Source organism: Bacillus sp. RO1, assembly GCF_012524115.1.
Taxonomy (GTDB): domain Bacteria; phylum Bacillota; class Bacilli; order Bacillales; family Bacillaceae_I; genus Sutcliffiella_A.
On the sequence record NZ_JAAZWB010000069.1, the window covers coordinates 1 to 26619 of the forward strand.

30 protein-coding genes are annotated in these 26619 nt (G+C 39.3%); 22 read left to right on the top strand and 8 right to left on the bottom strand.

Annotation, left to right across the window (positions count from 1 at the left end; translation table 11 throughout):
* From HC179_RS21345 to HC179_RS09800, 3 genes are all read left to right on the top strand, one after another.
* Positions 1 to 82: IS3 family transposase (locus tag HC179_RS21345; protein WP_168862685.1), on the top strand; the 82-nt coding region annotated here is incomplete at its 5' end.
* Between the two features lie 659 nt (positions 83 to 741).
* A complete protein-coding gene (locus tag HC179_RS09795) occupies positions 742 to 2661 on the top strand; it encodes an ATP-dependent DNA helicase (RefSeq protein ID WP_168864168.1) in 1920 nt (639 codons plus the stop codon).
* A 384-nt stretch (positions 2662 to 3045) separates the two neighbouring features.
* Positions 3046 to 4563, top strand: coding sequence for a carboxypeptidase M32 (locus HC179_RS09800; protein WP_168864169.1), 1518 nt, complete (start codon positions 3046 to 3048; stop codon positions 4561 to 4563).
* Positions 4564 to 4649: 86 nt separating this feature from the next.
* Here the strand turns inward: HC179_RS09800 and HC179_RS09805 are convergent, their stop codons facing one another.
* The gene (locus HC179_RS09805) at positions 4650 to 5108 is read right to left on the bottom strand and encodes a chemotaxis protein CheX (protein ID WP_168864170.1); all 459 of its coding nucleotides are present in this window, start codon (positions 5106 to 5108) and stop codon (positions 4650 to 4652) included.
* A 169-nt stretch (positions 5109 to 5277) separates the two neighbouring features.
* Between HC179_RS09805 and HC179_RS09810 the strand changes: the two genes are divergently transcribed.
* From HC179_RS09810 to HC179_RS09850, 10 genes are all read left to right on the top strand, one after another.
* Positions 5278 to 5811, top strand: a complete 534-nt coding sequence (locus HC179_RS09810) for a GNAT family N-acetyltransferase (protein WP_168864171.1) — start codon at positions 5278 to 5280, stop codon at positions 5809 to 5811.
* Positions 5812 to 6030: 219 nt separating this feature from the next.
* Positions 6031 to 7110, top strand: coding sequence for a type III polyketide synthase (locus HC179_RS09815; RefSeq protein WP_168864172.1), 1080 nt, complete (start codon positions 6031 to 6033; stop codon positions 7108 to 7110).
* Positions 7111 to 7116: 6 nt separating this feature from the next.
* Complete coding sequence (locus tag HC179_RS09820) at positions 7117 to 7686, top strand: isoprenylcysteine carboxyl methyltransferase family protein (protein WP_168864173.1); 570 nt, start codon at positions 7117 to 7119, stop codon at positions 7684 to 7686.
* Positions 7687 to 8056: 370 nt separating this feature from the next.
* Positions 8057 to 11740 (top strand): dynamin family protein, encoded by a 3684-nt coding sequence (locus HC179_RS09825; RefSeq protein WP_168864174.1) that lies wholly within the window; start codon positions 8057 to 8059, stop codon positions 11738 to 11740.
* 13 nt (positions 11741 to 11753) lie between these two features.
* On the top strand, positions 11754 to 12518 hold the full coding sequence (locus HC179_RS09830) for a nucleotidyltransferase domain-containing protein (protein WP_168864175.1): 765 nt from the start codon (positions 11754 to 11756) through the stop codon (positions 12516 to 12518).
* The gene (locus HC179_RS09835) at positions 12502 to 12714 is read left to right on the top strand and encodes a hypothetical protein (protein ID WP_205825283.1); all 213 of its coding nucleotides are present in this window, start codon (positions 12502 to 12504) and stop codon (positions 12712 to 12714) included. The genes HC179_RS09830 and HC179_RS09835 overlap by 17 nt, the downstream gene beginning before the upstream one ends.
* Entirely contained in the window at positions 12701 to 12958 is a 258-nt protein-coding gene (locus HC179_RS09840; RefSeq protein WP_168864176.1) for a YpbS family protein, read from the top strand. The genes HC179_RS09835 and HC179_RS09840 overlap by 14 nt, the downstream gene beginning before the upstream one ends.
* 17 nt (positions 12959 to 12975) lie before the next feature.
* Entirely contained in the window at positions 12976 to 13818 is an 843-nt protein-coding gene (locus HC179_RS09845) for a sulfurtransferase (RefSeq protein ID WP_168864177.1), read from the top strand.
* A gap of 73 nt (positions 13819 to 13891) precedes the next feature.
* A complete protein-coding gene (locus HC179_RS21190) occupies positions 13892 to 14026 on the top strand; it encodes a hypothetical protein (RefSeq protein ID WP_269433424.1) in 135 nt (44 codons plus the stop codon).
* A gap of 306 nt (positions 14027 to 14332) precedes the next feature.
* Positions 14333 to 15202 (top strand): 5'-3' exonuclease, encoded by an 870-nt coding sequence (locus tag HC179_RS09850; RefSeq protein WP_168864178.1) that lies wholly within the window; start codon positions 14333 to 14335, stop codon positions 15200 to 15202.
* Positions 15203 to 15232: 30 nt separating this feature from the next.
* On the opposite strand, the gene sspL is transcribed toward HC179_RS09850, so the two are convergent.
* Positions 15233 to 15373, bottom strand: a complete 141-nt coding sequence (gene sspL, locus HC179_RS09855; protein WP_168864179.1) for a small, acid-soluble spore protein L — start codon at positions 15371 to 15373, stop codon at positions 15233 to 15235.
* A 96-nt stretch (positions 15374 to 15469) separates the two neighbouring features.
* Between sspL and HC179_RS09860 the strand changes: the two genes are divergently transcribed.
* Both HC179_RS09860 and HC179_RS09865 read left to right on the top strand, forming a co-directional pair.
* A complete protein-coding gene (locus HC179_RS09860; protein WP_148988425.1) occupies positions 15470 to 15958 on the top strand; it encodes a divergent PAP2 family protein in 489 nt (162 codons plus the stop codon).
* Positions 15959 to 16020: 62 nt separating this feature from the next.
* Entirely contained in the window at positions 16021 to 16293 is a 273-nt protein-coding gene (locus HC179_RS09865; RefSeq protein ID WP_168864180.1) for a DUF6123 family protein, read from the top strand.
* 625 nt (positions 16294 to 16918) lie between these two features.
* Here HC179_RS09865 and HC179_RS09870 read toward each other — a convergent pair.
* Positions 16919 to 17308 carry a reverse transcriptase-like protein gene (locus HC179_RS09870; protein WP_168864181.1) on the bottom strand — a complete coding sequence of 130 codons (390 nt, stop codon included), beginning with the start codon at positions 17306 to 17308 and terminating at the stop codon, positions 16919 to 16921.
* 169 nt (positions 17309 to 17477) lie between these two features.
* On the opposite strand from HC179_RS09870, the gene HC179_RS09875 reads away from it, so the two are divergent.
* Positions 17478 to 18131 (top strand): reverse transcriptase-like protein, encoded by a 654-nt coding sequence (locus HC179_RS09875; RefSeq protein ID WP_168864182.1) that lies wholly within the window; start codon positions 17478 to 17480, stop codon positions 18129 to 18131.
* Between the two features lie 23 nt (positions 18132 to 18154).
* Complete coding sequence (locus tag HC179_RS09880) at positions 18155 to 18343, top strand: zinc-finger domain-containing protein (protein WP_205825280.1); 189 nt, start codon at positions 18155 to 18157, stop codon at positions 18341 to 18343.
* Between the two features lie 55 nt (positions 18344 to 18398).
* On the opposite strand, the gene HC179_RS09885 is transcribed toward HC179_RS09880, so the two are convergent.
* On the bottom strand, positions 18399 to 18680 hold the full coding sequence (locus HC179_RS09885; protein ID WP_168864183.1) for a DUF2564 family protein: 282 nt from the start codon (positions 18678 to 18680) through the stop codon (positions 18399 to 18401).
* A gap of 123 nt (positions 18681 to 18803) precedes the next feature.
* A complete protein-coding gene (gene cspD / locus HC179_RS09890; protein WP_168864184.1) occupies positions 18804 to 19004 on the bottom strand; it encodes a cold-shock protein CspD in 201 nt (66 codons plus the stop codon).
* Positions 19005 to 19201: 197 nt separating this feature from the next.
* On the opposite strand from cspD, the gene HC179_RS09895 reads away from it, so the two are divergent.
* The 4 genes from HC179_RS09895 to HC179_RS09910 all read left to right on the top strand — a co-directional run bounded on the left by HC179_RS09895 (position 19202) and on the right by HC179_RS09910 (position 23292).
* Positions 19202 to 19447 (top strand): hypothetical protein, encoded by a 246-nt coding sequence (locus tag HC179_RS09895; protein ID WP_168864185.1) that lies wholly within the window; start codon positions 19202 to 19204, stop codon positions 19445 to 19447.
* Positions 19448 to 19550: 103 nt separating this feature from the next.
* Positions 19551 to 21722 carry a DNA topoisomerase 3 gene (locus HC179_RS09900; protein WP_168864186.1) on the top strand — a complete coding sequence of 724 codons (2172 nt, stop codon included), beginning with the start codon at positions 19551 to 19553 and terminating at the stop codon, positions 21720 to 21722.
* A gap of 86 nt (positions 21723 to 21808) precedes the next feature.
* Positions 21809 to 22543: an ABC transporter ATP-binding protein gene (locus tag HC179_RS09905; protein WP_168864187.1), complete on the top strand. Its 735-nt coding sequence runs from the start codon at positions 21809 to 21811 to the stop codon at positions 22541 to 22543.
* Positions 22540 to 23292, top strand: a complete 753-nt coding sequence (locus HC179_RS09910) for an ABC transporter permease (RefSeq protein WP_168864188.1) — start codon at positions 22540 to 22542, stop codon at positions 23290 to 23292. The genes HC179_RS09905 and HC179_RS09910 overlap by 4 nt, the downstream gene beginning before the upstream one ends.
* A 425-nt stretch (positions 23293 to 23717) precedes the next feature.
* Here HC179_RS09910 and HC179_RS09915 read toward each other — a convergent pair whose 3' ends face one another.
* From HC179_RS09915 to HC179_RS09925, 3 genes are read right to left on the bottom strand one after another with little or no spacing between them, the layout of a single operon-like run.
* Positions 23718 to 24521 (bottom strand): ABC transporter permease, encoded by an 804-nt coding sequence (locus tag HC179_RS09915; RefSeq protein ID WP_168864189.1) that lies wholly within the window; start codon positions 24519 to 24521, stop codon positions 23718 to 23720.
* Between the two features lie 3 nt (positions 24522 to 24524).
* Positions 24525 to 25316 (bottom strand): ABC transporter permease, encoded by a 792-nt coding sequence (locus HC179_RS09920; protein ID WP_168864190.1) that lies wholly within the window; start codon positions 25314 to 25316, stop codon positions 24525 to 24527.
* On the bottom strand, positions 25279 to 26307 hold the full coding sequence (locus tag HC179_RS09925) for an ABC transporter ATP-binding protein (protein ID WP_168864191.1): 1029 nt from the start codon (positions 26305 to 26307) through the stop codon (positions 25279 to 25281). Before HC179_RS09925 ends, HC179_RS09920 begins: the two co-directional genes overlap by 38 nt.
* 132 nt (positions 26308 to 26439) lie before the next feature.
* On the opposite strand from HC179_RS09925, the gene HC179_RS20895 reads away from it, so the two are divergent.
* The coding region (locus HC179_RS20895) for a hypothetical protein (protein WP_205825281.1) at positions 26440 to 26619 on the top strand (180 nt) is incomplete at its 3' end.

The window sequence follows — 26619 nt, forward strand, 5'->3', positions numbered from 1 at the left end:
CATTCATTTTTATAATCATGACCGTTATCAAAAACGATTAAACGGTCTTAGCCCTTTAGAATACAGGGCTAAGACAGCTTAGTCTTGTTTTATTATTTCAAGTGTCTACTTGACAGGGGGCAGTTCAGAATGAAGACCTCAGTGAAGCGGAAAACGAGGTGGAGAAGTCTTCATGGAGTGAATGAAGACCTTACTGAAGCGGGAAACGAGGTGGAGAAGTCTTGATGGAGTGAATGAAGACCTCACTGAAGCGGGAAACGAGGTGGAGAAGTCTTGATGGAGTGAATGAAGACCTCAGTGAAGCGGGAAATGAGGTGGAGAAGTCTTCATGGAGTGAATGAAGACTTCACTGAAGCTGGAAATGAGGTGGAGAAGTCTTCATGGAGCGAATGAAGACCTCACTGAAGTGGAAAACGAGATGGAGATGTCTTGATAGAGTGAATGAAGACCTCACTGAAGCGGGAAACGAGATGGAGAAGTCTTGATAGAGTGAATGAAGACTTCAGGGAAGGGAAATTCCAGGAACAGAAGTCCTCATAGAGCGTATGAAGACCTCAGTGAAACGAAAAACTAGAAGTAGAAGTCTTCATAGAGTGAATGAAAACTCCACTTAAACCCAAATCGATGTAGGGAGGTCTTCATAATGAAACGAATGAAGGTATCTCCAATACCTCGCTTGACAAGTACTCCCTGAATAGTAGATAATGTCTAGATGCAAACTTTTTCTCGGAGGTACATAGAATGAACAATCGTCTGCCATTTACAATGAACAAAGGGGATGCTTTTTTTGATCGCCTGAACGAATGGATTGGGGATGTTTTTTACGACATCCTACCCGAAGCTGGATTCGAATTACGTGATGAACAAATTTTTATGGCTTTCCAACTGGAAAGAGCATTTAAAGAGAAGAAGGTCATTTTCTCAGAAGCTGGTGTAGGAACCGGGAAGACGATGGTGTACCTGTTATATGCAATCTGTTATGCGAGATACATGGGGAAGCCTGCTATCATTACCTGTGCCGATGAGTCATTGATTGAGCAGCTTGTTAAAAAAGAAGGGGATATAGCAAAACTTTCAAAAGTACTAGACATTACAATGGACGTGCGTCTAGCAAAATCTCCAGAACAATACTTGTGCTTGAACAAATTAGATTATGCCGTAAATAAATATGATAATGACAACATAGATGAAGTGTATGATGCACTTCCAAGCTTTGTGACGAAACCTGCTGCGATGCAGTCTTTCCATCCTTATGGAGATCGCAAAGATTACGCAAAACTGAATGATGAAGAATGGGACATGGTCGGATGGGACACGTTCCAAGATTGTTTCAGTTGTGAGAAACGCCATCGTTGTGGACAAACTCTATCCCGCGATCATTACAGAAAATCAACAGACTTGATCATCTGTTCCCATGATTTTTACATGGAACATGTTTGGACATTTGAAAAAAGAAAAAGAGAAGGTCAGCTTCCTCTTTTGCCAGAAGCATCTAGTGTCGTTTTTGATGAAGGCCATTTATTGGAGTTTGCTGCCCAAAAGGCATTAACGTATAAAATTAAAAATCAGCAAGTGGAAGAAATTCTTACCCGCTTATTAGGTAACGATTTAAGGGAAGAGTTTGCTTATTTAGTCGAGGATTCTTTACAGGCAAACGACCTGTTTTTTGATATTTTGGAAGGAAGCCTGACAAGCATTGAGGGCTCTGATCGAAAAGACATCACGATGGATAACCGATTTGTGAAAAGTGCCAAAGACCTCCTTGCAAAAATAGAAGAGATAGGAAATCAGCTTGTTTTTGAAGGGGAACTCCACACAGTAGATCACTACCAGTTGCACATAGTGGAGGAGTACTTGGACTCTATCGAATATTTACTAAAACTGCTTTTATCAAAAGAAGATGTGATAGCCTGGGCTGAACATGCAAATAAGGACCTGACACTTGTTGTGATGCCTAAGACTGTTGAAGAGGTTTTAAAGGAAAATGTCTTTTCTAAACGCATTCCTTTTATTTTCTCATCTGCAACGTTATCAGACAATGAGAACTTTAGTTATCTTGCCTCTTCATTGGGCATAGAAGACTATTTATCCTTTTCCATTAATTCTCCATTTGATTATGACCAAAATATGAAACTTTCATTAGAGGTCGAAGAGAATTTTCATACGAAATTCAACAAGACTATGGAATCCATCAGAAGAAATGGCGGAAGAACGCTTGTTTTGTTCTCGACCAAAGAGGAATTAATAAGGTTCAAAGCGGAAAATGCCAACAACATGGACTATCCATTCCTATATGAAGGAGAAAAGGAAATCAGTGTATTAGTTTCTGAATTCCAGAATGAAGAAAGTGCTGTTCTTTGTGCATATCATTTATGGGAAGGATTGGATATCCCTGGACCTTCGTTGTCTAATGTTGTTATTTGGTCCTTGCCTTTTCCGCCAAATGATCCAGTTTTTGCTGCCAAGCGAAAAGGACTTGAAGATCCATATATGCAACTAGATGTTCCGTATATGCTGCTTCGTCTTCGTCAAGGAATGGGTCGACTTATCCGTACCACAGATGATAGCGGAGAAATTACCGTCTATCTTCCATCCGGATTACAGGATGCAGTACGTGTAAAAATAGAAGGCGTCTTACCGACCAGCCCAGTAACCCAATAGTTATCAAACACCAAAAGCACCGAAGCTTAATTCGGTGCTTTTTCCATTCTCCCTAAAACCTGTTGCCAACTAGTGAGAAAATTGTGTATTCTTAACAGGAGCTCTATTATTAATTTATGTCAGCGTTATAAATATTTTAGAGTAATATATAGCTGGCGATTGGAGAAAATGGCGGAGACTTCTCGAAAATGCTACGCATTTTCTTCGTGCGATGTATCGCTGCCGGAACCTTCCTTGTCGTGTGGGGGATAGCGCTAGGTGGGAGACCCCGCAGGCTTGCCGAGGATGCTCCAGCAGCGCCCCGCGGACAGCGAAGCCATTTTCGGAAATCACCAGCGGTGTTCAGCACCACAGCAGCTCTATAAATAAATGGGGGAGATACATATGATAGAAATCAGCAAAGTAAAAGAAGAATACGTAAATCACATTAATAAAATGGATAGTTATAATGAAGCGCTATCTCTTGTTTTCTGGGACTTAAGAACAGGTGCTCCTAAAAAAGGAGTAGATCGTCGATCAGACGTTATCGGAATCCTGTCCTCAGAAGTATTTAATATGTCCACATCAGAAGAAATGGCCAGCTATTTAACACAACTTCTAAACGAAGAAATCTTCAACGAACTAGATGACATTACAAAAGCCTCACTATTAGAAAGCAAAAAGAACTACGACCGCAACAAGAAAGTACCGGCAAATGAATACCAAGAATATGTAGTCTTATCCACAAAGGCAGAGTCCGTCTGGGAAGAAGCAAAAGAAAAATCGGATTTCTCTCTCCTGCAACCTTACTTAGAAAAATTGGTCGCGTTCAACAAAAAGTTCATTGAATACTGGGGCTATGAGGGAAACAAATATAATACATTATTAGATATGTACGAACCGGGTATTACTGTAGGTAAATTGGATGAGGTATTTGCTAAACTAAAAGAAAGAATTGTGCCTCTTGTTCGAAATATTGAAGGTTCAGCTGTCCACCCAAGGGCAAATGAATTATTAGTACCTTTCCCAAAAGATAAACAACGCGACTTTAGCTTAGAAATATTAAAGGAACTTTCGTATGATTTCGATGCAGGCAGACTAGATGAGACTGTTCATCCATTTGCTATTGGACTGAACCCTGGTGACGTTCGTGTTACGACTAAATATGATGAAGAGGATTTCCGAACGGCTGTTTTCGGTACCATACACGAATGTGGGCACGCACTATATGAGCAGAATATTTCCAAAGAACTTCAAGGTACTGGGTTATGCACGGGGACATCTATGGGCATCCACGAATCTCAATCTTTATTTTATGAGAACTTTGTAGGTCGTCATGAAAACTTCTGGAAACGTCATTATGAAAGTCTTCAACGTTATGCAGGAGGTAAGTTTGATCAAATCAGCCTAGAGGATTTCTATCTTGCAATTAACGAATCAAAACCATCGCTTATTCGAATTGAAGCAGATGAGTTGACCTACTCTTTACACATTATGATTCGATATGAATTGGAAAAAGCACTATTCAATGATGAATTGGAGGTAAAGGATCTTCCCCAGGCTTGGAATGAAAAATACCAAAGCTATCTGGGCATTACTCCTCCAAATGATGCCAAAGGTGTATTACAAGATGTACACTGGTCTGGTGGTAGCTTTGGATATTTCCCTTCCTATGCATTGGGATATATGTATGCGGCACAATTTAAACAAGCAATGTTAAAAGATTTGCCAAACTATGATGAGCTCTTAGCAAACGGAAATTTAGAACCGGTGAAAGAATGGTTAACAGATAAAATACATCAACATGGTAAATTGAAGAAACCATTGGAAATTTTGAAGGATGTAACAGGTGAAGAGTTGAATGCAGACCACCTTATTAACTATTTGGAAGATAAGTATAATAAGATTTATCAATTAACATAATTAATGTTAAGGGGACCAGGGGAGTATCTCTGGTCTTTTTAATTGTTGGATAAACAAAAAACCCGCCATAAAGGAGGGTCCAATTATTACGAAGCTTCTTCCAACTCCATAATGATTTGCATGTGCATTGTATCTTTTAAATAAACAGGAGTATGTATGCGGTACAATAGATGAAACTCCTTTTGTTGTTCGCTTAATACATCAGGTGGAGTGATATCCATATTGATGCCACTGCCCGCCACTTTCGATGATAAGGTCCCTGCAATCATATTTCCAAGTTCCCCAGTGAAGGATTGAAGCATTTCACCTTCTAGTTGCATGCCAAACATCATTTCTCCGATGTGCTGAAAAGCATGTCGATCCCCTTGAATAATCAACTGACCACGAATGTCACCGGTTAACATGATACGCACACCGTACGAAACATTTGTTAGATTTTCCGTATATAATCGAGGTTGATCAAAGGTAAACTCTATCGGTATAACCGTCTTAAACGAGTCTAAAGTCCTGTCGAAAACTTGAGTTAAGTTCTCTGAAAGTGACATTTGGCACCTCCTTTGATTCTTTTGAATAGTACAAATTTATCATACCATAATTCTCTTTCTATTTTTCAACAAATTTCAACAATTTCACGGTTGATAAAGGGTTTTTTGTTGAAGAATAAACATAAATGAAGTAGGATGTAGTACCTAAAGAGTTTATAGGAGGAACATCATGTTAGATCTACGTTTTGAATTTACAGCGAAAGATGAGTCATCGGTAATATTACGGCCGGTGGAAGAATCGGATGCAGGAGATATCGTGACGGCAGTGGAAAGTATTATTGCTGCGGGTCAGTACATACAAAAGGATGTCCCTCGGACTCCCGATGAAGAACAACTTTTCATTCGTGACATGAAGAAAAAAGAAAATATGTATATTGGAGTAGAACGTAATGGAAAGGTTATAGGGATAGCCCGCGTTATTCGGGGTGAAATTCAAATGAAACGACATACTGGGTTGTTTCGGACTTGGTTAGCTGAGGAAGCACAAGGACTTGGGATAGGAAAAAAAATCATGGACTACACCGATATGTGGTGTGAACAGCATATCAGAAAATTATCTTTAACCGTTTTCTCATCTAATCAGGTTGCCTACCAACTTTATAAGAAATATGGATTTCATGAAGAGGGGAATCAAAAAGAACAAGCCTTTATCAATGGGGAATATGTTGATGAGATTTGGATGGCAAAGTTCTACAAAAAATGATTTCCATTTATTTATAGTGATAATTTTTGCGGTATTCGTTATAATAAAATTGCACAACACAACAACTCCTTTAAAACGACATGTACCTTCCCGAGTTTTTTTGGGAAGGTTTTTTTCTGTTTATTCCACTATTATTCCCTCCCAGCAATGGTTCTGTTGGTATAAATATATAAAATTTGGAAAAATTAACTGTACCAAACCGGATGAGGTGCTCTTATCATGCCAAAGATATTGTCTGTTGGGACGTCCATTCCCAAATATCCGATCCAACAAGATACCGTTGTCGAATTTGCGAAAGAACTATTTGAAGAGTCGTTTAGAGATATCAATCGCCTCCTTACAGTCTTTCAAAATGGCCAAATAGAAAAACGTCATTTCGCCAGGGACGTTGATTGGTTCAAACAGCCGCATACGCTACAGGAAAAAAACGATATATACATAAAAGAGGCAGTTGCTTATGGGGCAGAGGCAATTAATGCATGCTTACACAATTCTGCTACACTCTCACAATCTATAGATTATCAAGATATTGAAGCTATTTTTTATATTTCTACTACAGGCATGTCCACTCCAAGCATCGAAGCTAGAATTATGAATATCCTTCCTTTCTCCCCATATACAAAGCGAATTCCAATTTGGGGACTCGGATGTGCTGGTGGCGCTACCGGGCTATCACGAGCATATGAATACTGCCTAGCCTTTCCAAAAGCCAAAGTGCTCGTATTATGTGTGGAACTTTGCAGTCTAACTTTTCAGAAGAATGATCGATCCAAAAGTAATCTAGTTGGAACTTCTCTTTTTGCAGATGGTATTGCCTGTGTGTTAATGGTGGGAGATGAGGTGCAGATCGAAAGTAGTAGATCTTACCCGAAAGTGTTAGGAAGTCAGTCTACATTAATGGAGAATTCAGAAGACGTGATGGGATGGGAGATAAAGAATGAAGGACTGTATGTTGTTTTTTCAAGGGACATCCCCGTTATCATTACGAACTGGCTAGCGCCTAATGTTACACGGTTCCTTGATGGCCACCAAGTAAACCTAGAAGAACTGGACCATTTTGTTTTACATCCTGGTGGAAAGAAAGTATTAGAAGCATATCAAGAGTGTTTGGGATTAGAAGCAGAAAAGCTGAATACTTCATTACAGGTGCTAAAGGAATATGGCAATATGTCTTCAGCCACTGTCCTGTATGTTCTAAAGGAAATCATGGAAAAGGATCCAAAAAAAGGAGAAAAAGGGATTGCCGCTGCACTAGGACCGGGCTTCAGTTCTGAAATGCTATTATTGGAATGGGAGTGAGGAAACATGATCTTCGCATTGTTTTTTGCATTTATCGTCACACAAAGAGTGGTGGAACTAGGAATTGCAAGAAGAAATGAGAAATGGATTAAATCAATGGGGGCTATAGAATACGGGAAAGACCACTATAAATACATGATCATTTTGCATGTTGCATTTTTAACAAGTTTTCTAATAGAGGTCACCCTACTCGAACGAACACTAAGTCCTTTATGGCCGGTTATACTGAGTTTTTTTATTCTGACTCAAACCCTTCGAGTATGGTCCATCAAGTCATTGGGAAAGTTTTGGAACACGAAAGTATTAATATTGCCAGATGCATCCATCGTGAAAACAGGCCCATACAAATTTCTACGTCATCCCAACTACACCATTTTGGTGTTAGAGATTCTGCTGATTCCATTAATGTTTCATGCATTTTACACAGCCATAGTTTTTACTGTTTTAAATGCTTGGATGTTAAGTGTAAGAATTCCGCTTGAAGAGCAAGCATTGTCAGAATTCACTTCCAATTATTCCACCTATATGGAGGATCGAAACAGGTTTTCTCCAACTTTTCAAAAAGAAACTGATTGAAACACATTGTCAATTAGGCTGTAAGCTGATATGATGGTGATAATAATTATCACTATCAACGAGGGGGACATACCAACATGACATTGTTGTTAATTGGTACTACTGTGGTAGCGTATTCCGTATTAATGAAAGTTGTTTTAAAGCAAACATGCGAGCCTAGAACGGTTAAATAATACATAACAGGGCCTTCTACAACCATTCTTGTAGAAGGCCCTGTTTTTATTTCATTGCATATTCGGTAACGATGCACATGTTTGCTGAACAAAAATATTAATAAATAAGGCGTCTTAAGTGGGAAAATACTGCAACATCAAGTAAAATAGACTTAAGAAGCGGAGAAATGATATACACAGCTAAGGGGACAGAAGAAATGGGATCAAACAATCCAAAACAGCAATTACAGCAGATAGAACAGAAGACAAGTCAGCTCCATACAAAACTACAGTTAATTTTAGAAAAGCTACACGATCACGGTGATCTTAAAAGTGCCAGAAAAGTGGCAGAACTTTTACATAAACATTCAACGAAAGAATTAAGTATTGCGTTTTGCGGACATTTTTCAGCGGGCAAGTCCTCCTTCATCAACGAAATATTAGAGGAAGCAATCCTGCCAGCAAGTCCGATACCAACTTCCGCCAATGTGGTACAGATAAGAAGTGGGGAAGAGCTTGCGCATGTTCATTTCTTTGAGGGGGAATCCCTTGAGATTCTTCCACCAGTTTCATTTGAACATGTAAAAGCATATTGCAAAAATGGTGACCAGGTAGAATCCGTTGAATACCAATTTCCTTTTGAAAAGCTTCCTGCAGACATGGTCATATTAGACACTCCAGGGGTGGATTCCACAGACGATGCTCATCGCATTTCCACAGAATCAGCCTTGCATTTGGCAGACGTCATTTTCTATGTGATGGACTATAATCATGTCCAGTCTGAGGTAAACCTTAAGTTTATTAAGGATCTTCAGGACAAAGAAAAAAAGATTTATTTAATTGTTAACCAAATTGATAAGCATCGGGAGGAAGAAATCCCGTTTTCCACCTATAACGAAAGAATAATGGAGTCCTTTGGGGATTGGGGAATTGTGCCTGCGAGCATCTATTTTACAAGCCTGAAAGATACCGATCATTCTCTAAATGACCTTCCTATAGTGAAAGAGACGATCCAAATCTTAAGACAAGACAAATTGGATATACTGCCAAAGACTATTGAGCGAGCGCTCATTCAAGTACTGGAGGAACATAAAGAATGGCAGATGGACCAAAAGGCAGAGGAAATCGAGAGACATGAGCAAACCATTCAATCTGTAGATGATCTTCCAAAAGATGTATTAGAAAGATTAAGGGAAAGAAAAAAGAAACTTTCTTCGGTCCAGTCTGAAACTGCCGAATTAAAAGAAGACTTTATTAATCAGACAAAACGGATCTTGGAAAATGCCAATATCACACCATTCGAGATGAGGGAGCTAGCTGAACATTATCTAGAATCGCAACAAAAAGGATTTAAGGTGGGAATGCTTTTCTCAGGGAAAAAAACACAAGAAGTGCGTGAGCAAAGAAGTGCCGCTTTTCGAAGTGATTTGGAAGAGCGTGTGAAAACTCAGGTGGAGAAGTTCATTCATGAACATATATTTGCCTTCTTAAAAGAGCAAAACTTTTATTCTCCATCCATTTTTGATAAAGTGCAGGAGCTTACTGTTCCTATTACGGAAGAGTTTGTATTCGGCCATGTGAAACCTGGTGCAGGCTATTCTGGAAACGCCGTCTTGCACTATACAAAAGATTTAGCCCATTCCATTAAATTAGATTACCAGAAACAAGTACAAAGATTTATGGAAGGTTACTTTGAAAAGCTTGAAAACCAAATGCAAGAAAATACGAAAGAATTAAAAGTGGAAGTGGATAGGCTAGAGTCAGTTCACCATGCCCAAGAAGCGATTACACAGTTGCATATGAAACTAGAACAAGAATACGAAGAATTAAACAATATCCTGATTACAACTGCCACTACAGTGGAACAAGGCAAGACGGATAACCTGGCTACCCAATATCTGAACCGTTCGTATAAAAGGGTGCGTGGAGATGAATTTCCTTCCTCTACAAATAGGCAAAAGAATGCTATTCAAACACAAGAAGTCAGTACAGATATTAAAAACCATAGTGACCCGGAAATAGTTGTGAAAGGACTTATTGAAACATCAAGTTCTTTAAAGGGAATAAATGGGTTCGGGACAATTGTTGATGACTTGAAAAAGAGAGCAGCAAAGATTGAAACCCAAACATTTACTGTAGCGTTATTCGGTGCATTCAGTGCAGGGAAGTCATCCCTTGCTAATGCTTTATTCGGTGAAAAGGTGCTTCCTGTTTCCCCAAACCCAACAACTGCCTCCATCAACAAGATTTCGCCTGTAACACAGGATAAACCACATGGGTCAGTTAATGTACAGATGAAAACAGTGGAACAAATGTTTCAGGATGTTCAACAAGCCTTACAAATTTTTAACACGGATGTAAGGAATCTTGAAGAAGCTGTACCGACCATTAGGCGTATCATCTCTAAAAATGAGTACCTAGAACTGGATGCAAATAAGAAGACTCATTTTCATTTTCTAAAGGCCTTTTTAACAGGTTGGGAGGATATGAAGACGAAATTGGGAACGCTTCAAACAGTGTCACTAAGTGAATTTGAAGCATATGTCGCCAAAGAAGAGAAATCCTGTTTTGTGGAATGGATTGAAGTGTTCTATGATTGTCCATTTACCAGACAGGGTCTAACACTGGTGGATACACCTGGAGCGGACTCTATTAATGCAAGACATACCGATGTATCTTTTGATTATATTAAGAATGCTGATGCCATTCTGTTTGTCACCTATTATCAGCACGCTTTTTCTAAAGCAGATCGGGAATTCTTGATACAATTAGGCAGGGTAAAAGATGCTTTTGCAATGGATAAGATGTTCTTCCTTGTAAATGCGGCTGATCTGGCTAATAATGAGGAAGAACTTGAACTCGTATGTGACTATGTAGAAGATCAATTGACCGCTTATGGAATTCGTCATCCACGATTATATCCAGTTTCAAGTCTTCTTGCCTTGAAGGAAAAAGAAAACCGTCCATTCGAACATCCTTTTTTGGAAAGCTCTTTGATGAATGAATTTGAGCAGGCATTTACTGACTTCATTCAATCCGATTTAGTCGAGATGAGTCTACATGCAGCGCAAACCGATCTAAACAAAGCAGTTGCCTTATTCGAACATTTTGTCCAACAGGCTAAGCTTGGATCTGAGGAAAAAGAAAAATTGCAGCTTTTACATGCTAGTAACAAAAGGAACCTGGAAGCTCAAATTATAGGGTACGCAACGGGAAGTTTCTATACGCTACTTGAGCAAGAAATAAACGAACTTGTATATTACATTAAGCAACGAACATTATTACGTTTCTCCGATTTCTTCAAAGAAAGTTTCAACCCTGCAGTAATCAGGGAGGACGGACGTAATATCAAGGGGCAGCTTATCAGTTGCCTGCACGAGCTTGTAACGGATATCTCTCACAATCTTTCCCAAGAAGTTAGAGCAACTACCGTGCGTACAGAGAACTTTATTCGCAAAACGTTAGAGTCCTGGCAAAAGGAATTAGAAGCGGAAGCTCAACGGCTAGAAGATCAGCTTTCTTTACGTGTGTTGGAAGCAGAAGAATATACACCGTTTAAAGTGAATAGTTCGTTTCCTTCTATTTCTCCAAAGCTGGAAAAACAAATGTTAGGCTACTACCGAAATTCGAAAGCCTTTTTCGAGAAAAACGAAAAGCAAAAAATGGCCCTGTTTTTGGAAGAGCAGCTGTCACCTTTAATGGACTCATTCTTGAAAGAAAGTGGTCAAAAACTAACAGACCATTACAAAAATGAAATGCAGATATCTATTGAAGAGGTCAAGAAGTATGTACTAAGACAGCTCGAGGATTATTTTGGAGGAATGCAGGCAGCACTTGAACAAGAACAGGACATCCCACATTTGGAACGAGTGTTAGCACAATTACAACAGAATAAAAAGTAAGGAGGAAAATCAGATGAACCCAATAAAGGAAATGCTCACGAATATGGAATTACATCATGATGTGAAGATCCTTTATGCCTGTGAAGCTGGTAGCAGGGCATACGGCTTTGCTACCGAAAGCAGTGATTATGATATCAGGTTTATCTATATTGCCCCCCTTAAAAAGTATCTTTCCTTAACGAAAAAGGAAGAAACCATTACAAAGCAGGATGACAAGTATGACGTGCAGGGGTGGGATTTAAAGAAGGCTTTGTTATTGGCTAGTAAATCCAACCCCTCCCTATACGAATGGATGCTATCTCCAATTGTATATAGAAAGTTAGATCCAGTCATGACTTCTATGATAAACGTCGTTTTAACACACTACTCAAAGAAAGCTCTTGGTTTTCATTATTCAAATATGATTAAAAATAACCTCCAAGCTTGGAGCAGAAAAAATGAAATATCTCACCTTGTTCATGCCGTCCGTGCATCTTTAATGTTAGAACAGGTTATCCACTTTGATAATGACCCTGATACAATTAACTTTCAAGAGCTAACAGAGAAAAGCAACACATTTACCAATGAAGAGCTATCGCTTTTATTTTGCTTAAAGACTGGAGAGGAAGTAACCGGACTTCCACTTATTTCTCAACTTTGTGCTAAAGTCAGTCATTTTATCACAGCTTCTGAACCGTCTTTACCTCATTTAAAAGAAGGAACGATGAATCTTCGCGTGTTAGAGGAGCTGTTTTTTCAACAGCTGGGAATAGAGGGTGAACGTGATTACAAAAGTTAATCGATTCCAGGCATGTGCTACCTGCAAGCATTATCAAGTGCTGAAAATAAATACTCGTACCATCTACCGTTGCAGTAGACTTGGCTTTGACACAAAGCCACATTACAAATTTGATTGTTGGCAACCGAAAGAGAACATAATACAATTAATGAAAAAAGAACAGATAAATTGGAGGAACAACCATGAGCGTACATAAAGCAATAAGTGAGCATTCTAGAAAACAAAATCAAGTGGTGATGAATTTTTTACAACTTGAACAACAAAGGGAAGCATACATAGAAGAGGCAATCGTACTTTGCCGTCAAAACAAACCATTTACAACCGAAAAAATTAATGAAGTAACAAAAAGAATAAACGAACTGGCACGTAAAGGGATTGCACCTCAGCGACAACTCGTATCAAAAGAAATGGTAGAAGAGTTTGTTTCTCGAAGTCACTAAATTGTGGAGGGGAGAACATGAATCATATTGTTTCAGTGAATTGGGTGAAGGAGCACTTAGACGAGCTTACAGTCATGGATTGTCGCTTCCATCTTGGAGCACCTGATAAAGGACTTATAGAATATCAAGATAGTCATATCCCAGGGGCATATTATATGGATTTGAATAAAGATCTATCCAGTGCAGTCAATACTCATGGAGGCAGACATCCTTTGCCTGACTTGCAGGAACTTCATCAAAAACTTCAAAACATTGGAGTTCATGATGGAGGCAAAGTACTTCTTTATGATGATCAAAACGGCGCGATGGCCTCAAGGCTGTGGTTTTTGTTAAAGATATTAGGACATGAGCATGTTCTGATAATGGATGGCGGCTATCGTGAATGGGTGAAGCAAGAATACCCTGTTACGGCAGAAGTGCCCGTACAAGAAAAACGTGGGACTTTTACATTCAAGGTGAAAGAAAAAGATTTTGTCATGCATATGGAAGAGGTTAAATCCCAGTTATCATCTTTTCAAAGTGGAGAAGCTTACCTTCTGGATGCAAGAGAGTCTAATCGGTATAGTGGGTTAGAAGAGCCCATTGATAAGGTTGCCGGTCATATTCCCGGAGCACTTAATTTTTTCTGGATGGAGAATATGGAGAATGGAAAATGGAAAAGGACTGAAGCGCTGCAAGAAAGATTTTCGCAGTTGGATCCTTCGAGAGAAATTGTAGTCTACTGCGGATCTGGTGTTACAGCATGCCCCACATTTTTAGCTCTAAAGGAAGCTGGCTTTGAAAAAGTAAAGCTGTATGCTGGTAGCTGGAGCGACTGGATAAGTTACACAGATAACCCAGTATCTAAAATTAACAACTAAATTTACCCTCACTGAATTCTTACTCTCTTGAGCAAACTATAAGGGATGCACCATATGAAGGAGGAGATTGAGAATGGGACGTACGAAAAAAGGAAATGCGAATGCACAGCGTAATAATAACGCTAAACAAAAAGGCAACATGGATACAGAGTTTGCTTCATATGCGGAATACGAAGCAGCAAAAATGACAAATAAGAAAAACCAATAATTTTTATGCCATCCTCACTTTATGGGGTGATGGCTTCGAACTTTAAAACGCTGCCCAAAGTCGGTTTTTTGACTTTGGGCAGTTTTTTATTGAAATGGAACAGAGAATGTCATATTACTAGGAGATAAATGGATTCTCGATAAATTCACTTGTTTTTTTTGACTAATTGAGCGGCTTTTTTGATGAATTCACCAGCTTTTTTGACTAATTCAACGTTTTTTTTGAACATTTGCTCTTCCTCGAATGCCTGTCCTCCAACTCTAAAATATGCTATAATCAAAATCGGAATAGAGAGGAAGTGTTCTTTTGAAAAAAGTACTACTGATAGATGGAATGGCTTTATTATTCCGTTCTTTTTATGCAACCAGTGTTTATAATCGCTTCATGTATACATCCAACGGAATCCCCACGAATGCAATTCAGGGATTTGTTAAACATATGATTACATCCATGGAAACGTTCGAGCCAACACATGTTGTCTGTTGCTGGGACATGGGAAGCAAGACATTCCGCACAGAAATGTTTGATGACTATAAAGCAAACAGACCTGCACCACCACAAGAGTTGATCCCACAATTTGACCTTGTAAAAGAAGTGGTAGAGGCGTTTGACATCCCAAATATTGGACTTGCAGGATTTGAAGCAGATGATTGCTTAGGAACCCTTGCGGAACTTTATCGTGAAGAAGCTGAGGTCATTATCCTAACGGGTGATCAAGACGTTCTTCAGCTGATTAAACCAAATATTAAAGTAGCGTTGCTAATGAAAGGTTATGGCAACTACGAAGTGTTAGATGAGAATGGGTTCTACGAGAAGAAAGGCCTTACACCTCAACAACTCATCGACCTAAAAGCAATAATGGGGGACAGCAGTGATAATTACCCTGGAGTTAAAGGTGTCGGGGAAAAAACAGCTACAAAGCTGTTGATGGAGTATCAGACAGTGGACGGGATACTAGAAAATCTGTCTGCTCTTACAAAAAGTCAACGTAAGAAATTTGAAGACAGCCTGGAGTTATTGCATCTCTCAAGGGAACTTGCAACGATTAAGTGTGATGTACCGGTTACCTGTGAATTGAATGATGCAACAATCACGATTGACCGGAGCAAAGTCGCTAGTAAATTTGATGAGTTGGAATTCAAGAATTTGCATGGGTTTATTGATAAAGTTTGTTAAGAGAAGATGAACAAGTCATCTTCTCTTTTCTTATCGTTTTGTATTGTCTTTTTTAGCCTTATTTTCAAGCTTGGAATGGACTTCCTGGGCAAACTCCGCATCTTGGCCGTAACCTTGAGGGTTTACACCAGGAGCTTTCTTACCTCTGTTTGCTGAATTATTTTTACTCATGCTTCTCACCTCCGTTCATAGTTTTCCTTTACCATCTAAAAATTATGTTGCATTGTGACGTTAGAAATGACTCAAACTACACAAGAGGTGATTAGTTTGAATCGACCACTTAAAATTGCTTTGAGTGCTATCACATTGGCACAATTCCTAAAGATTCCAATAAAATTTTTAAGAACAGGCAAATGGGAGTGGAATACCTTCTTTGAAACGGGAGGGATGCCAAGCTCACATTCGGCTGGAGTATCTGCATTAGCCACCATCATCGCGATGAAAAGGGGATTTAAAACAATAGATTTTGCGCTTTCCGCCATATTTGGTCTGATTGTTATGTATGATGCACAGGGAGTTAGAAGACAAACAGGAGAGATAACTCTTGCGGTAAATGATCTTGCTGAAAAATTGGATAGACTTGAAGGAAAACCTGACAAGAATGTCCATGACAAATTAGAAAAACGATTAAAGGAACGGCTGGGGCATCAACCAGAGGAAGTAGTTGGAGGAGCTATATTCGGTATTGCTCTAGCTTTTTTAGGAATGCGCTTGTTACCCAAAAAGAAAAAATTGGAACTTTGGGACAAACTTTGATGGGCAAACGACAAATTTTGCGGTAAAATTGAAGAAGGGGACGTACAAAAGGATGGATAAATTTGAACAAATCATGGAGTACAGAAGATTACCTTCAGCAACTTACCGCAAAAGGTTTTAAATTCGGAGAAGATTCTCTCGGTTTTATAGAATTTGGGAAACATTATACAGACAGTTCGGATTATTTGGTCAACATAGCTATTGAAATTACTTTAAAAGCACAAAAGCAGTTTGACGGCAGTTTTTTTGTCTCGTTTTTGGAAATGATTAAACAAGAACAGATTCATTCTAAACGTGCAGCATTTGAATTGGCTAAGGAAAAGCAGATCATTTAAGCGACTTTCCCATTTTGTTGGGAAAGTTTTCTTTGTTTTTATTGGAGAGTTTTATATGCCTGAAGTAGTTCTGTAAAGGGCTCGAGAGGAAAATAGAGGCGGTCTTAAGGCTCGAAACCGTTTACGAAAAGCTCAAATGGTAACAGAGAAGGGGTCTCAAGGCTCGAAACCGTTTACGAAAAGCTCAAATGGTAACAGAGAAGGGGTCTCAAGGCCCGAAGCCGTTCTCGAAAAGCTTAAACGGTAACAGAGAAGCGTTCTCAAGGCGCGAAGCCGGACTGCAATAGCCCAAACGGTAACAGAGAGGTGGTCTCAAGGCCCGAAGTCGGTTAAGAAAAGCTCAAATGGTAACAGAGAAGGGGTCTCAAGGCCCGAACCCGTTCTCGAAAAGCTTAAACGGTAACAGAGAAGCGTTCTCAAGGCGCGAAGGCCGGACTGCAATAGCCCAAACGGTAACAGAGAGGTGGTCTCAAGGCCTGAACCCGGTTAAGAAAAGCTCAAACGGTAACAGAGAAGGGGTCTCAAGGCCCGAAGTCGGTTATGAAAAGTTCAAACGGTAACAGAGAGGTTGTCTCAAAGCCCGAACCCGGTCACGAAAAGCCCAAACGGTAACAGAGACCCCAATTTATTTATTAAGCTGAATCGCCTTCCTCGACAACTCATCCGCCATCTTATTCTCTTTACTAGGTACCCACTTTATAAAAAATAAATCAAGCTGATCGGATAGGCTTAACGCCTCCTCCAACAACACGCGATATTGCTGTTTTTTGGCAAAACGCTTTTCCATTGCACTCTCCACGGCCTGAGAGTCAGTACGAAAAGAAACAATTTGATAACCTTGCATCTTACATATCTTCAATGCTTCAATTAACGCATGAAACTCTGCTTCATGATTTGACATCATTCCAAGTGGAATACTGTATTGTTCTACAGAACCATTCCCCTTTATAAAAATGCCAGCACCGGAAGGGCCGGGATCTCCTGCGCTTGCCCCGTCTATATACACTTCAATCATTGCATTCGCCTGCCTATTAAATAAGTGTTACACGAACATATTTCGATATGTCCTGTGATAAGATAAGAATACACATAAATAACGAAGTATTAAAGATATATTATTCATACTTTTTACGAGCAACGGGTATAAGTTAGAATCACTTAGAAGTAAAGGGGATTTCCAAACCATGAAATTGACCTTAGAATGGCATTACCACAATCCAAAACATATTGAGACCACTTTCAGAAGTGATGAACTTGATATTAGGCTGGCGCTTAGGCTTGCTGAAGATATAGAAAAGACAGGAAGAGTAAAACGTCTTTCTTTTTTTGATCAGGATGGGTCAGAATGGACTAAAAAAGAAATAAATAAATGGATTAAGCAGAGTGAAGTAGGGGTATCTGACGTTGTTGCATACTTTGATGGTGGATACGACGCAGACACAAAACTGGCGGGAATCGGAAATGTGGTTTATTATAATCAAAATAGAAAAGACTACAGATACAGAATAAATGCAAGGCTTGAAGAATTGGAATCAAACAACGAGGCGGAGTATGCTGCTTTTTATTTTTTGGTTCAACAACTGGAGTATCTTGAAATTCGTGCGATGGAAGTTACTTTTAAAGGCGACTCTCTTGTTGTATTAAATCAACTTTCAGGAGAATGGCCTTGTTATGATGAACTTTTTAACCGCTGGCTTGATAAGATAGAAGAGAAGTTGAAGGAGCTTAAGATAAGGCCAATATATGAACCTGTATCAAGAAAAGATAATACAGAGGCTCATCAACTGGCCAAACAGGCACTAGAAGGAACGCCAATTGAAAGCAAATTGCAATTGTGAATATATAGGAGTGACAATAAATAATGATTAATCGAAAAAAGATACTCTTGGAAGTTGGTGAAATTTTAGATACGTACTGTACGGAATGCCTGGTGAAGCAAACGTTGCGAAAAGACTATGGGAAAACACATGCTCAAGCATTTTGTATCAATGAATGTACAGTAGGTGCTGAAATCAAGAAATTAGGAGACCAGTTAGTGGAGCGTAAGTAATTTAGCGCTTCGCCGGCTGGTTTTTTGCCGCAAAAAAAACCGCCCATTTAGGCGGTTATTTTCGTGCTTCAGAAAGCTGATGTTCGCATTGGGATAGGGATAATTCACAATTTTGAAGGAAATCTGTGTCAAGTCCCGTTCCCGAACTTTTTGCATCATTAAGTAAAGATCTAGCATTTGAGATGGCTCTCTCAGCATGATCCATAGCTTCAGGATCAAGACTCATAGTAGCCGAGCCCACCATTTTTTCTGCAGATTGAATGGATACCTGAACTTGAGCCAAATCATTATATCCTGTGTGCAATTCAGTATTGTTATTATATTGTTGTTTATCCATTATTACAGCCTCCTTCTTATTTTAGAATAAGTAAAAGAGGCAAAAGATATTCACTAAAACGAAAAAGACCATCAATCAAATGATGGTCTCTCCCTTTTTACATATATGTTTTACAACTATAGATTAAAGTTTTGTAACGTTAGCAGCTTGTGGTCCGCGGTTTCCTTCAACGATTTCAAAAGAAACTTCTTGGCCTTCTTCTAAGGATTTGAAACCCTCACCAGTGATTGCAGAGAAATGTACGAATACGTCATCTCCACCTTCTACTTCGATAAATCCAAAACCTTTTTCGTTGTTGAACCATTTTACTTTACCGTTTTGCATTGTTCTTTTTCCTCCTAAAAATAGCGCACGATGTGCTGTGAAATTGTATTATCATAACCAATTTCCATCAGAAAAGAAAGCGGTTAAATGACAATTTCAATATACAATATTTCCTGTATTAGAGTCAAGGTTTCAAACTTTGTACCTGTTTTATTTTCTTGTTCCTTTCATATATATAGGTAAAGGAGGTATAAGCTATGCTGCGGACAAAATTTGAAGGTAGAGAAATGATATTGCGAATCAAAAGGAACCTATATTTGTACTCATTAGACGAGGATACGATTTACAACAGCTTGCGCGAGTCTTTACAAATCATATATTTCATGGATTCCTTCGCGTTGCAAGTTGGTGAATACCTTCTAGTAGGAGAAACACAACAAAGTGCATACCCGTTAATCACCGTCCAGAACATAGTGCCCAGAAAAAATATAGTGACCGTGTAACTATACAAACAAATGTTTTGCTTTTATAATAAAAGTAGGAAAAGAGAAGGGAAGTCACACTCTTTTCCTACATTTATTTTTATAGAGTGGAGTGGAAGAAGTAGTGAAATTAATAATCGCCGAAAAGCCAGATCAAGGATTAAAGCTTGCTGCTCCATTTTCCTACAAGAAAAAGGATGGCTATGTAGAGATCCCCCCACAACCGATGTTCCCTAAAGGTGCCTTGCTTACATGGGCTGTTGGACATCTTTGTGAACTATTGTCTCCGGAAGAATACGATAAGGCGTGGAAACGCTGGTCCCTGCAAACTCTCCCAATCATACCCGAAAAATTCCAACACAAAGTAACCAAATCCAAATGGAAGCAATTTCAAACCGTCAAGAAACTAGTTCATCATCCTGAAGTGACAGAAGTTATTATGGCAGGCGATGCGGAGCGGGAAGGAGAGGCGATTATACGCATCATTCTCCTTGTTAGCAATTGTCATAAACCATTAAAGCGTTTGTGGATTTCCTCCTTGACCCCAAAGGCTGTTCAAAAAGGGTTTGAAAATCTTTTAGAGGAACATGAAACGAGAAATGTTTACTATGAAGCGTTGAGTAGATCTTGTGCAGACTGGCTGGTCGGTATGAATGCTTCACGAGCTTATACGTTGCTCTTGCAGCAAAAAGGAATCTCGGATGTTTTTTCTACCGGGAGGGTACAAACTCCCACACTTGCCTTAATTGTAAAAAGGGAATTAGAAATTGAAAAATTTGAATCCAAGCCTTTTTGGGAAGTACTGGCCACCTTCAATATGGATGGAAAGAAATATAAAGGTAAATGGCATAAGGAGGAAGAATCAAGGCTGGATGATGAGAACTTAGCCGAAAAGATTGTGCAGTTCTGTAAAGGAAAAGACGCAAAAATAGAAAACATCGAGAAAGAACGGAAAGAATTTCAACCGCCATTTCTTTTTAACCTATCCTCTCTGCAAGCTACTGCCAACAGTCTCTATAAGTTCTCTCCACAAAAAACATTAGAGGTTGCACAAAAGCTTTATGTTAAAGGAATCATTTCCTACCCACGCTCTGATTCAAGCTTTGTTACAAAAGAAGAAGCAGGGATGTTTCCTGAAACTTTGCAAAAATTGAGCGTATTTAAAGAATTTAAGGATTATTTTCCACTTCCATTCTCATCCGTCATGAATAATAAACGGGTAGTAAATGAGAAAAAGGTGACAGATCACTATGCCATCATTCCAACAGAACAGGTGACGGATCCTTCTAAAATGTCACCAGATGAAGAGAAAATATATTCTCTTATCGTTAAGCGTCTCATTGCTGCACACTATGATAAAGCGATTTTTGACTACACGACAATACATACACTAGTAGACGGTCGCGCCACATTCCTTTCAAAAGGAAAAGAAGAAGTTCAGGCAGGCTGGCGCACGGTCATTTATGGTAACAAAAAAGAAAAAGAAACAGATGAAGATGAACAAGATCTTCCTTCTCTTGAAAATGGAGAAACAGGACATGTACATGATGTAAAAGTGAAAGAAGGAAAGACCCAGCCTCCTAAACGTTATACGGAAGGGCAACTCATAACGGTGATGAAAACTGCTGGAAAACACCTAGAGGACGGCGAGCTCACTAAAGTCCTTAATAAAACAGAGGGACTCGGCACAGAAGCGACCCGAGCTGGAATAATTGGTGTGTTAAAAGACAGGAAATATATTGATGTCAAGCGAAACCAAGTATTTGCTACCAACAAAGGAAAACTTCTTATTAAGTCCATTGGATCAAGCATTCTAGCTAGTCCAGAAATGACTGCAAAATGGGAGCAACGTCTTCATGAAATTGGTCAAGGTACAGCATCACCTGAAGAATTCATGGAACAGGCAAAAAAGCTGTCAATAAAATTGATAGAGGATGCTAAGAATGAAAGCGGTCAATGGTCATTTGAAGGAATGGATATTAGTGAATTCAAATACTCAAAAGGAAAGCGCAGGGGGCGAGGTTCTGCAGGTGTCGGCACAAAGGTGGGTACATGTAAAAAATGCAACGGAGATGTAGTGGACAAAGGATCATTTTATGGATGTTCGAACTACAATTCAAATAAGTGCAATTTAACCATTTCAAAAAAAATACTCGGAAAAACCATCTCTGCTTCAAATGCGAAAAAACTCTTAACAGAAGGAAGAACAGCTGAAATTAAGGGTTTTAAAAAAGGAGAAAAGGTATTTAATGCTTCATTGGAATGGAAAGAAGATAAATTACAATTTGTATTTTAGCTTTCTTAAATTACGGTAAGGTCGAGTGTGAGATGCTTGGCCTTATTTTTTTTTGAAACAAGGGTATAGTATGTACTATTAAAAGGATGGGAGGGGTACCGTTGCAGGAGGCTATACAGTTAAAGAACGTTCAGTACAAGAAAGACGGTAAGCTTATTCTCAAAGGAATTACTGGAGTCATAACAGAAGGGAAAATTACAACCTTTGTCGGACCTTCTGGAGCAGGTAAAACAACTTTGTTGAAGATGTTTAACGGTCTCCTGACTCCTACATCCGGTGAGATAATAATAGATGGCAAAGAGCTAAATAACTACGAACCAACAGAGCTTCGCAAACAGATTGGTATTGCCCTACAAAGTGCTCCAATGGTTGAAGGAGATGTGTTTGAAAACCTATCTTTACCTTTGCGGCTACAAGAGCGCTCTCTTGACAAGGAAGAGGCAATCAACATATTAAATATAGTAGGTCTAGATGACAGCCATTTGCATCAAAATGTAAAAGATCTATCAGGTGGACAAAGACAAAAATTATCGATTGCAAGAACACTTGTTAATCGTCCAAAAGTGTTACTGTTGGACGAAATAACATCATCATTGGATCAAACCTCCCAAAAAGAAATCGACGAATTGATCCAAAGGGTAAGCAAAAAATATGGCACAACTATTATATGGATTACTCATAATTTAAATCAGGCTTTAACAGTCGGAACCTACACATGGATCTTAATGGATGGAGAATTACTAGAAGCAGGGAAAAGTCAGGATTTACAAAACTCAACGAACGATCGTGTTCAAGCTTTTCTTAAGGGGGAGATGAAATGAACGTCTTTACTCTCGCAATTGCCCTCATTTTTGTTCTAATACCTGTCGTCCTCTCTAAAACATTTCGTCTTGGACTTGAAAAAGATACGATAGTTGCTGTAATCAGGTCTATTGTACAGCTTTTTATCGTCGGTTACCTGCTGACATTTGTGTTTGAGTCGGAAGGATATGCTTTTATCATTTTAATGGTACTCGTTATCATTGGGGCAGCCGTTCAAAATGTTGCAAGAAAAAAGACGCCAATTAAAGGAATCACTTGGAAGGTGGCAGTAACATTCATTTTCATTGAAGTATTGACACAAGGAATCTTGATTGGTTTCAATATTATCCCTGCAACTGCACAGTATATTATACCAATAAGTGGCATGATTATTGGTAACTCTATGGTACTCGGCATTCTTTTTCTCAATAGATTTTTATCAGAGATTGAAGCAAGGGAGGATGAAATCGATCTGATTCTTTCCCTTGGTGGGACAACCAAACAGGCCATACATACCCAATTGATGCAGGCAATTAAAGCCAGTATGATTCCAACAATAGAAAGTCAGAAAACGATTGGACTTGTGCAACTGCCAGGAATGATGAGCGGGCAGATTATCGCTGGAGCAAGTCCTATTCAGGCAGTACAATTTCAACTGCTTATCGTATTCTTGTTACTGACGACAGCATCTGTCACAAGCATCATGCTCGGATTATTGTCTTATCCAACACTGTTTAACAATAGAAAGCAGCTTATAAGATTGAGGTGAAATTGAAAAAGCCACCTCATCAGAAATGGCTATGTTAAGAAAAATGTATTGGAGCCAGTTGATTTCCGTTCCTGGCGCTTCGCTTGCCTGCGGGAGGTCCGTGAGCCTCCTCACAACGCTTCAGGGGTCTAACCTGTCCCTTCCTCCCGCGGGCGTCTGCCCGCCTTCCACTCCAATCAACAAGGTAACTTCCTTCAACTAAATGTGATGAAATGTTTCTCTAATTTAGGTTATTAGAAATTCCCTCTTTAATGTAATTTTTAGCTGTGTATTGGAGCAAATGGCAGACTCCTGAATGAGATAGCGCTAGGTGGAGACCACACAGGCGGAGCCGAGGAGGCTCCAACAACGCCCCTAGGAAAGCGAAGCCATTTGCGGAAAGGAACAGCGACTATACTCCAATATTACTGTTTTTTCTTTTATCTTTAACTCCCTGTACTAGTAAATGCTCGAATTCCTCTGTTCCAGAACCAGTAGGCAATAATAAATGAAAGCACAGCAATGCCGGGGGTTAGGAGTGCCATCATAACTATCGATTCTTTTTCGAAAAAATAGGTTGCCGGATAGTAAGCAGTAAACCCATAAGGGATCAGCCAAGTGATGATCAATGTGACAGCCTTTGGATAGATGGTCAAAGGATATCTTGCAAACTCACTTAATTGAAAAACGGAAACCACAATCGGAAGACTGTCTACCATCCAAAATGAAAAAGTGATGAAAAATAGGTTAATGGCCACAAATAAGATTCCACTTGAAATAATGAAAACAACTAATAAAAGCAGACTCTGTATCGTCCATTCAATTTGTAAATTCACACTAGCAATTGTTAAAACGATACCACCGATGATTAATTGTCCAAAACCATCCTGCTGCACTCTTTCTGCCACAATTTGAAAAAGTGGATTTACTGGTCTTAGCAGAAGTCTGTCAAAGTTACCAGAACGAATATACTGCCATCCGAGCGTCCATAAATTATCAAAGAAAATATGATGGATCGAGCGACCTAAAAAGGCAATGGCATAGATGAAAAGTATTTCATAAAATGTCCAGCCTTTAAGAACTTCTATGTGATCAAACACAATTTTTAAGAAAAAGAGAGCAGTAAATTGTTGGACCATGACCGAGAATAATCCGATGAAAAAGTCTGCTTTATACTCCATCATCACCTTTAAGTGATTGCTGAAGTATTTTCCATATAAGAATGTATATCGTTTACACTTTTTCCACATAGGTTATCCTCCAAACACGGTTACTTTTTTTACAGCTTGAGCCCAAACAACTCGGACAACCACAAATAAGATGGCAAACCAAAATAATTGGGTTGCAAAGGCAATCAAGGCATCAGAGCCCATTTGAATTTGGCCAGTGTATATGGCTACAGGTACGAAAATCATAGATTGAAAAGGCAGGAAGCTGCTCACTTCCTGAAACCAACCCGGGAATAGGGTAAGTGGAATGAGTGCTCCGGAAAAGAATTTAACAATCGCCTCTCGTAGCACTCTCACTCCCCACACATTGACTGTCCAAAAAGCTAATACGCCAATAATAAGGTCAATTTGTGTCCCGATTAAAATTCCAACCAGCATGCTTGCCAAAAACAAAATAGCGACCTCCCAGGATATTGGAGCTTCAATACCGATGAAAATGATGGCCACAAGGAAAAGAGGGATGGTCGTCCGAACAAAGCTGTTTGCTTTAGAACCAAGGTCCATAAAGATTAATTTAGTCAAGTAATCGTAAGGCTTTAATAACTCCAACGCTATATCGCCATTCTTAATATTTCTGGCCATTTCATTTCCTGCACCAGATACATAGTTTTCTAGCATCATCGCAATCACTACATATGTGATCATGGATTCAAAGGTAATGGAGGAGATTTCTGTTCTATTTTGGAAAACTGCCACCCAGAAAAAATACATAATAACCAATCGAAGCAAGGTGGAGACAACATCCGCCCAGTACCAAGCGAGATAAGCGGTCTCGACTTTAATTTGAGACTTTAGCAGCTCCAAGTACTTCCGCATGTTCAGGCCCCCGTTCGTAAATTTCCTGTACCACTTTTTCAATGCCTAGTTCTGTTATCGTAAAGTCTTGAACGAGATAATCTCTCATAATCTCTTTCATGATTTCACTGCCGGAAATAACCGTATTATTAAAATGGAGCAAAAAGTGATGTTCTTCCTCCGGTATTTCTAAGTGAACAGAAGCCTTCAAGGCTGAGGGAAGGGTGAAAGCGTCATTGGAATCAATTTCAAGCTTGATTGTCCGGTTAAATCTTGTCTGCTGCTTAAGAGAAAGAAGGCTGCCATCATAAATGACACTGCCTTTATCGATAATGATGATACGATGACAAAGCTCCTCAATGTCTTGCATATCATGGGTGGTTAATATGACGGTGGTCTGATGTTCCTTGTTCATTTGTTTTATAAACTGGCGAATCTTAATCTTTACAGAGGCATCTAAACCGATGGTAGGTTCATCTAAATAGACAACAGAAGGGTTGTGTAAAAATGCTGCTGCGAGCTCACAGCGCATCTTTTGCCCAAGAGAAAGCTGTCTGACCGGTATAGGCAAAAGCGCTTCCAAATCTAACACTTCCTTAAATTTCGCAAGGTTTCTTTCATACACATCCTGTGGAACTTCGTAGATATGTTTTAATAGTTCAAGAGATTCTTGGACTGGAATGTCCCAGAATAGCTGTGTTCGTTGTCCGAAAACAGCTCCAATATTTTTCGCATTTTTAGTTCTGTCTGAGTATGGGGTGATTCCATTTACTATTACAGAGCCTTCGTCTGGTGTAAGAATTCCACTTATCATTTTAATAGTAGTGGATTTTCCTGCTCCATTAGAACCAATGTAACCCACAATTTCACCTTTTGGAATGGTGAAGCTGATATCGTTAACTGCTGTTTTATTTATATATTTTCTTTTGAATAAAGCTTTAACCGCGCCGGTAAGTCCTGGATCTCTTTCGAACAAACGGTAATGCTTACTGATGTTTTTCACTTCAATCATGTTGTTTTCAACCTCCTGGTCCTTTCTAAATGAAAGCACTAACAAGAGACTATTATAAACACTTTAAGGGGGATATGGAAGATATTTCTTGTGTGTACAGTGAAATAATTATTAAGATTCTTATGTACACCGTTGTTGATTTCCGCAAATGGCTTCGCTTTCCTAGGGGCTGACGAGAGCCTCCTCGGCTACGCCGAAGCCACTGAAAAAGAGCTGGATTATAAAATTTCACTAAACACCGCTGGGATTTCCGCAAATGGCTTCGCTTTCCTAGGGGCTGACGAGAGCCTCCTCGGCTACGCCGAAGCCACT